The 7,188-nt window shown below is 60.0% G+C and carries 12 protein-coding genes; 5 read left to right on the top strand and 7 right to left on the bottom strand.

All coding sequences use genetic code 11. The features are described 5' to 3' along the window. Positions 1–70 precede the first annotated feature (70 nt). From BLT35_RS27380 to BLT35_RS27245, 3 genes are all read right to left on the bottom strand, one after another. Positions 71–232, bottom strand: coding sequence for a hypothetical protein (locus tag BLT35_RS27380; protein ID WP_217634748.1), 162 nt, complete (start codon positions 230–232; stop codon positions 71–73). 22 nt (positions 233–254) lie between these two features. Further along, on the bottom strand, positions 255–548 hold the full coding sequence (locus tag BLT35_RS24200) for an ATP-binding cassette domain-containing protein (RefSeq protein WP_254777661.1): 294 nt from the start codon (positions 546–548) through the stop codon (positions 255–257). A gap of 89 nt (positions 549–637) precedes the next feature. Next, a complete protein-coding gene (locus BLT35_RS27245) occupies positions 638–874 on the bottom strand; it encodes a hypothetical protein (RefSeq protein ID WP_175472055.1) in 237 nt (78 codons plus the stop codon). 64 nt (positions 875–938) lie between these two features. Between BLT35_RS27245 and BLT35_RS24195 the strand changes: the two genes are divergently transcribed. Then, positions 939–1,385 (top strand): hypothetical protein, encoded by a 447-nt coding sequence (locus tag BLT35_RS24195; protein ID WP_074730007.1) that lies wholly within the window; start codon positions 939–941, stop codon positions 1,383–1,385. Positions 1,386–1,490: 105 nt separating this feature from the next. Next, positions 1,491–1,850: a hypothetical protein gene (locus tag BLT35_RS26625; RefSeq protein WP_139170864.1), complete on the top strand. Its 360-nt coding sequence runs from the start codon at positions 1,491–1,493 to the stop codon at positions 1,848–1,850. 10 nt (positions 1,851–1,860) lie between these two features. On the opposite strand, the gene BLT35_RS27240 is transcribed toward BLT35_RS26625, so the two are convergent. Further along, entirely contained in the window at positions 1,861–2,058 is a 198-nt protein-coding gene (locus BLT35_RS27240) for a hypothetical protein (RefSeq protein ID WP_217634747.1), read from the bottom strand. A gap of 44 nt (positions 2,059–2,102) precedes the next feature. On the opposite strand from BLT35_RS27240, the gene BLT35_RS24180 reads away from it, so the two are divergent. From BLT35_RS24180 to BLT35_RS24165, 3 genes are all read left to right on the top strand, one after another. Then, the gene (locus BLT35_RS24180; protein ID WP_074730004.1) at positions 2,103–2,393 is read left to right on the top strand and encodes a substrate-binding domain-containing protein; all 291 of its coding nucleotides are present in this window, start codon (positions 2,103–2,105) and stop codon (positions 2,391–2,393) included. Positions 2,394–2,408: 15 nt separating this feature from the next. Next, complete coding sequence (locus tag BLT35_RS24175) at positions 2,409–3,200, top strand: VOC family protein (protein WP_074730003.1); 792 nt, start codon at positions 2,409–2,411, stop codon at positions 3,198–3,200. Between the two features lie 284 nt (positions 3,201–3,484). After that, positions 3,485–4,669, top strand: a complete 1,185-nt coding sequence (locus BLT35_RS24165) for a Gfo/Idh/MocA family protein (protein WP_074730001.1) — start codon at positions 3,485–3,487, stop codon at positions 4,667–4,669. Between the two features lie 77 nt (positions 4,670–4,746). Here the strand turns inward: BLT35_RS24165 and BLT35_RS24160 are convergent, their stop codons facing one another. From BLT35_RS24160 to BLT35_RS24150, 3 genes are all read right to left on the bottom strand, one after another. Then, on the bottom strand, positions 4,747–4,941 hold the full coding sequence (locus BLT35_RS24160; RefSeq protein ID WP_074730000.1) for a hypothetical protein: 195 nt from the start codon (positions 4,939–4,941) through the stop codon (positions 4,747–4,749). 98 nt (positions 4,942–5,039) lie between these two features. Further along, a complete protein-coding gene (locus tag BLT35_RS24155; RefSeq protein WP_217634746.1) occupies positions 5,040–5,786 on the bottom strand; it encodes a cyclase family protein in 747 nt (248 codons plus the stop codon). A gap of 80 nt (positions 5,787–5,866) precedes the next feature. Then, positions 5,867–7,030 carry an iron-containing alcohol dehydrogenase gene (locus BLT35_RS24150; RefSeq protein ID WP_074729999.1) on the bottom strand — a complete coding sequence of 388 codons (1,164 nt, stop codon included), beginning with the start codon at positions 7,028–7,030 and terminating at the stop codon, positions 5,867–5,869. Positions 7,031–7,188 lie beyond the last annotated feature (158 nt).

Here is a 7,188-nt window from a genome sequence, read left to right as displayed (position 1 = left end):
TGAATTGTTTTGGCCAGAGCATTATTTAATGCTTCTTTGGGTTACACCCAGACCAGAACTTTACCAGGTCTTACCACGAACTGCATAGGTCATGAAACAACACGTCGGCGCCCTGGATTTGGGAATCATGTCCCCGGATTTCTACCGCTAATGCGGTATAATTCAAGAAATCCGGGGACAACATGACGATGACGCCGTACTGCTGGTAGCCGTATCTGCCCGCATCCTGCACCGTGGTCAGCAGGCCCGGTTAATTATTTCACGCGCGTGTTCAAAAAATACGAAGGCATTACGCCGGGCCAATAGGGGGGGGCCGTACGGCACGGGCCAAAGAATGTGTCAAAAACCGTCTTCCAGGGGAGCAGCGCGTCGTTCTGGAAAACCATGCCGACTTCTCCGGTTACGCCGTCGATCCGCTTGCCGTCGAGCAGCGCCTCGCCTTCCGCAGGCTTCAACAATCCCGAGGCGACCTTGAGCAAGGTCGATTTGCCGCAGCCGCTGGGGCCGACGACCGATACGAATTCGCCTTCCCTGATCGTTAAATTCACCCTCGAATATTGCGCCGATCAATTCGGAATCCCGACCAAATTTTTCCTTTGCTGTACTCGATTGCATCTGCCATGATCTGCTCCCCCTTCTACTTCAGGCGGCGATTCAATTGCAGGATCTGTATTTCGCGCTTCGATCGACTGGGGAAAGGTGAACCGGCCGATGGCCCGCGCGGATTTCGAACGGAGGCGTTGGCGGCGATCATGACGGGCTGAATGACCGGGTGGTCGTCATGACGAGCCGTCCGGGCAAAATCAAGGCCGAGTTCGAAGTGACTTTGGAACGATTCTCCAGCATCGCCCGGTACCCTGCGAAACACGATCATCTATGCGGTGTGCACGATTGCTCCATCATTTTTTTGGCCATGCGAATGCGGGATTTCTGGCAAAATGACCCATCTCAGCTTTTGCAGCCTGCTCGTGCGGCTGGGAGCGCATCATGTTTGCGGTTCGAATGATACCGTCCGCCGCGGACGATATGGGCTTTCTTCTTGGCCACCCGTGACGGCCCGCAGCGCTCCGGTCGAAGCCAGCGCGCCCTCTTTGCGCTCCAACGCTTTTTCAACCAACTGCCGCGGGCAGGGCGCTCAAGGAGAACGACCGGCAGAACGCCGCCTCCCGCGCGCCCCGGGCAAGCCGCTCCATCATTTTCGCTCCCAGCTTCGTGAGCGGCTTTGGCCGCCATGCCGGGCGCTGCGCGTAGCCGGGATGGCGGAGGAGGCCGGCATGCTGTGCATTACCCGATTTCCCGCAAGGAGTACGATCATGCAGAAGCTGATGTGGGAAGGCGCCGGACCGCTGCGCACGGAAGCGACACCAGCGACACCGCCGCGTTGAACAGGCCGACCGCCGTCGCCAGCCCGTAGCGTCTGACGGAAAACGACGTATCCTTATGCTCGCGAATCCAGAAAATCGTGGCCCAGCGAGGTGATGCGTTTGTAAGTGGTGACGCCTTTGCTGTTGGTGGAACGGAAGGCGCCGGTCCGCAAGCCGAATGCAGCGAGCTTGCGGGCGGCGCCTTTTTTCCGAAGCCTGTCGTCCTCGTGGAACGCTTCCTCGATCGGAACGACGACGCCGTGGCCGATATGGCCTGGTCGTTCCCTGATCTGCTTCGACGACGTGATCGCCATCTCTTGGCTTGATGCTCGTCTAACTCGGCAGGCTCCGGTGTCCGTTAGCATCGATGAGCAAGCCGTCTCTTATTCTGGAACGCGGCCCAGCTTCAGAGCCGCTTCCAGCACATCCGCATCCCCGAACGAAGCCGCAAGAATGACGCGCCTGCAGGGCTTCTGCGTATCCTAGGATCATTTTTTCAGCCAAATATATTAACGTTAATATTCAGTCGATCGGTTTGGCCGAACGAACGGGCATGAAGGCGCGACATAAAGCCGGGAACGGCTCCTGCCCGATTCGCCGGACGGAGCAGCTTCTTTGTAAGCGATTCGATTCGGCTTTCGGCCGGGCTGCGGGATCGGTTATGACGGCTGCGCGCCCGCATCGGGCGAGGCACAATCGGTACGAAAGGAAAGGGGTGAGACCGACGGCCGGAACACTATGAAAAAATCCGCAAAATCCGCAACACTGGCGTGCCTATTATTTCCGGAAGTTATCGCGACCATCGGCTACGACGGCGTCGAGTTTTCGCAATATGCGGAGGTGCCGCTGACCACCGTGCTGTACAATGTCGAGGAAGTGGCGCGCTGCTCGGTCAACCTGCTGTTCCGGCTGCTCGACAGCCGGAATCTGATGTCGTCGCTGGCGCCGGTCAAAATGAAGATCGAGCCGGTGCTGGCCGTTCGGGAATCATGCGGCATGAACAAGCGCAAGCCCATACATCATTTATAAGGAGAGGGAATAAGGATGATCTACGAATTGAATCATGTCGGAGCTTTTGTGAAGGACGCGGCCCGATCGGTCGACTTTTATACCCGGATTTTAGGCGCGCAGGTCGTCAGAGAGGCGATGATTCCGGCCACGAATACGAAATGCGTCTATGTGCAGCTGGCCGGGGGCATGGTCGAGCTGCTCGCGCCCGGCGACGTCGCTTCCCGTTCGGCCTACGGCTTCGATCATGTCGCTTTTTCGACGGACAGCATCGACAGCGATTTCGAGTCGATTATCGCGGCCGGCTACAAGCCGCTGGTGCAGCCGAAGGTCGCCGGCTCGGGACATGGCCGGATCGCCTTCCTGTCCGATCCGAACGGCGTCCGCGTCGAGCTGATCGAACGGGACGACACGTATCGCAAGCCGGTGAAGCCGTCGGACATTCTCAGCTTCGATCATATTTCGCTGCTGGCGAACGATCTTGAGGCGGCTGAAGCTTTTTACGGCGGTCAGACGGGCATGACCGTGCTGAAGCGTTTTTATCTGGAGCCGCCCAGAGACTTGACGATGGTCTATGTGAACCACGGCTACGATGTGATCGAGTTTTTGCATAAGAAGGAGCCGCAAGCGGGCGACCTGATCGGCCACATCGCGCTGCGCGTCGCGAACGTCGATGCGATGGTGGAGAAATTGTCCGCCCAGGGCGTCGTCTTCGAGCCGGGCTCGCCGAAAAACGCCGGCACCGGTCTGGGCCGGGTGGCCGTGTTCCGGGGACCGGACGGCGAGAAAATCGAGCTGGTGGACCGCAGCGATTTGCGCGAGCTGTAAGCGGGCAGGCTTTCCCCGGAAGCGGCCGCGGGCCGGATGATTGCGGGGAAAGCCGTCCCCTTCGCTACGAAACGACGAAACGAATGGAAAGCGTGGCGGCGGCTTCGAGCTTGATGATCATTTCCGGCGATCGTCATTTTTCACATTGTCGCGGAAGCTGCCGGTCAGAGAATCGAGCGGCGGAGCCGTCAATGGGCAAAAAAGACTTCGGCTGCGCCCGCATCCGCGGCATGCGCTGCCGCAACAGACAGAAACCAGATTAGTCGAGGACAGGAGCATAAGGTATGACGAAAAAAGTAAATGTAGGCATCATCGGCAGCGGCTTTTCGGCTGCGCTGCATGCGGAGGCGTACAAAAAGGCAGTCGGCGTGGACGTATGCCTGAGAGCGGTGGCGGGCAACAGCCGGGAGCGGGCGGAATCGTTCGCCAGGGAGCACGGCATCGCCAAAGTGTACGGCAGCTACAAGGAGCTGCTGGCGGACGGGGAGATCGACGCGGTCGATCTGTGCATCCCGAACGTGATGCACGCGCAGGTGGCGATCGATGCGGCCAACGCCGGCAAGCATATCATATGCGAGAAGCCGATCACCGGCTATTTCGGCGCGCCGGCCGGCGGCGAAGCGGACGCCGCCTACGCCCGAACCGCGCTGGCCGCAGCGCTGCGGTCGACGGACGAGATCTTAAGCGCGGTCCGCGCGAACAACGTCAAGTTCATGTACGCCGAAAACTGGATTTACGCGCCGGCCATCGCGAAGGCGAAGCGGCTGCTCAAGACCGGCGGCGGCTCGATTCTCGACATCCGCGCGGAGGAAAGCCACAGCGGCTCCCACGCCCGGGCCTCGAAGCGGCTTGAGACGGCGGGCGGCGGCTCGCTGCTCATTCTCGGCTCGCATCCGATCGCCGCCGCCATTCATCTCAAGCATGTCGAAGGCCGGCTGAAATACGGCGAGCCGATCCGGGTGCGGTCCGTCGTCGCCGATCTGGCGCCGATCACGAAAAGCCCCGCTTACCAAGCGGAAAAGCGGCATTGGATGGTGACCGACTGGGTCAACGTGGAGACGTGGGCCAGCGTCATCATGACGTTCACGGACGGCACGAAGGCGGTCATCTTCGCTTCCTTCGCCATGCTGGGCGGGATTCGCAATACGATGGACATCTATACGTCCAACTCGGTCATCAAGTGCAATATGACGCCGAACGACGGCATCATGGTGTATGCGCCGAGCGCGGATATATTCGCCGGGGAATATATCGCCGAGAAGCTGGAGACGAAGGCCGGCTGGAATTACGCCTCGTCCGACGAGGACTGGATTCGCGGCTATCCGCAGGAGATGCAGGATTTTATGGAATGCGTCGCGGAGGACCGGGAGCCGGTATCGGACGGCCAGCTGGCCAAGGAGGTCATCGAAGTGATTTATTCGGCCTATGTGTCTCATCATACAGGAGCAAGAGCGGACATCGCCCAATAATGCGGACTATGTTGCAGGTGTTTCTCCGCTTAATGCTGATCAAGCCGGACGGCTCGATTGGAGGTCGCGACCGACGGCTACGAGTACAGCCCCGCGGTGCGGATGGCCGCCGTTACGTTAACGGCGCTGCCGCTGCTCGTCGTGTACCCGTTTCTGCAATAATATTTCAATAAAGGGATGCTGCTCGGCTCGGTCAAAGGATAAGGCGTCCGGCCAGCCAAAGCAGCTTGTATCCGGCTCGCCGGATCATATGCAAGCAAGCCCGCCCGCATCGGATCGCATGGCGAACCGGCCGGGCGGGCTTGCTTTGCGTGCGGCGTGCGAGGTCGGCTGCTTTGACTGCTTTGGCCGGCCGGCCAAAGCCTTGCGGCTACTTGAAGGCAACCGCGCGGATCGGGGAGCCGGAGCCTTGCTTAATTTTGAGCGGGAAGGCGATCATGTACGACTCGCCGACAATTTCATCGAGTCTCGTCAAGTTTTCGATGATGTTGATTCCGTTGCCGAGCAGCGCATAGTGGGCGGGCGAATTTTCGGCGTACGAGCTGTCGATGGCCAGCACGTCGCAGCCGACCGCCTTGATTTGCTTCGACACCAAATATTCGGCCGCTTCTCCGCTCAGTCCGGGCCACGACTTGCTGTAGGCGCGGCTGACGGAGCGCGGCTGCCAATAGCGGTCCCAGCCGAACCGGAAATTGACGATGTCTCCCGGCTCGATCGCATAATGGGCCTGCTCCCATTGCCGTATTATTTCCGTCGTGACGAGGTCGGTATCTTGGAAATAAGACAAGTCCAGCGTCAGCGCGCGGCCGGCGCATCGGGCGAGCGGCGTGTCGGCCATGTACAGATGCTCGGGATGATCCTCCGGCATAAAATGCGCGGTCGCGTCGATATGCGTGCCGCAATGCTCGTTGATGACAAGCTGGTACAGCAGCGCCCGGCTGCCGGTTGCGAACGAATCCCACAGCGTATGATAATAGCGCGAATGGGTCGGATAAATCGGCATATCTTCTTCCAGAGTGTGCGACAAATCGACGATTTGCATGCGGCCGAGCAGCGAGGACAGCTGCCTCGCGCTCGATACAGCGCTTTCAGCCGAGCCGGATGAAGGTTGGGTCATGGGCGTTCCGCCTTTCTTTCGGGTTCATGTCGTGCATTCGTTTCGTTGTACAGTTGTACATGGAACATGCGCTTTTACTTTTACAGCACGCCGTGGAAGGCGTTTTCAATAATCGAGCGGATGTCGTGCGGCGTCGTCAACCGCGGATTGATCAGCACATTGCCGCTTTTCATCGCGTCGTCGACCATTTTGGGCAGCTTGTCCAGCGTCACGCCCAGCTCCTTGATCGTTTTCGGAATGCCCAGCGCCTCGTTGAGCCCGACCACCAGCTCGATCGCCCGGGCGGCGCCTTCCTCGGCGGACATGCCGGTCGTATCCGCGCCCAGCGCGGCGGCGATATCCCGCATCTTGTCGGGGCAGGTGGGCAGGTTGAACCGCATCACGTAAGGCAGCAGCGCCGCATTGGCCACGCCGTGGGCGATGTTGAAGATGCCTCCGAGCGTGTGCGAAATCGCATGCACGTTGCCGAGCCGGGATTGGGCGAAGGCGGCGCCCGCCATCATCGAGGCGACCAGCATGCTTTCCCTGCTCGCCATATCGTCGCCGACAAAATAGGCGGGCTTCAAATGCCGCCCGATCATCGCGATCGCCTGCAGAGCGAACGCGCGGCTGACCGGCGTCGCGCCCTTGGAGGTGTACGATTCGATCGCGTGCGTCAGCGCGTCCATGCCGGTCGCGGCCGTGATGAACGGCGGCAGCTTGCGCGTCAGCTCGGCGTCGAGCAGCGCAAGCTTCGGAAACAGGCGGGGGCTGATAACGGCCGCCTTGAATTGGGTCTGAGCGTTGGTGACGATCGTCGATGCGGTCACCTCGCTGCCCGTGCCGGCAGTCGTCGGGATGGCGATGACCGGGTAGCCGTCGTTCGGGATGCGGCCGACGCCTTCGTAATCCAGAATATGGCCGGGATTCGTCGCCATGATGGCGATGCCCTTGGCCGTGTCGATGCTGCTGCCTCCCCCGACGGCGAGCACATGCCGCATTCCGGAGGCTTGCAGCTTCGCCATGCCGTTCATGATGCTGTCCGCGCTCGGGTTCGGCTCGGTTTCGTCGAACAGCCCGTACGCCACGCGTTGCTCCCGCAGGCTCGCCAGAATCGGCTCCAGCAGGCCGGCATCCCGGATTCCCCGGTCCGTCACGATAAATACGCCGTCGGCTTCAAAGTCGCGGCGAAGTATTTCGCCGACGGTCAGACTGATTCCCGCGCCGCATTTGACCGTAGTCGGCAAAAAATAAGTAAATGGCATCGTTTCCCATCCTTTCCGCTATTGATCGGGGCCATGCGAATGCCCGCCACCTTATTTTAGTACGGATCGCTCCCGGAATCACTATAAATTTCACCTCAAGCTGCGAAGATTATAGTATGATAGACAGGTGAGCGTTTACAGGCTCCGTCCCAGGCGAC

It is taken from the genome of Paenibacillus naphthalenovorans, from assembly GCF_900099895.1.
Classification (GTDB): Bacteria; Bacillota; Bacilli; order Paenibacillales; family NBRC-103111; genus Paenibacillus_G; species Paenibacillus_G naphthalenovorans.
This window is presented reverse-complemented; position numbering and strand designations above follow the sequence as displayed.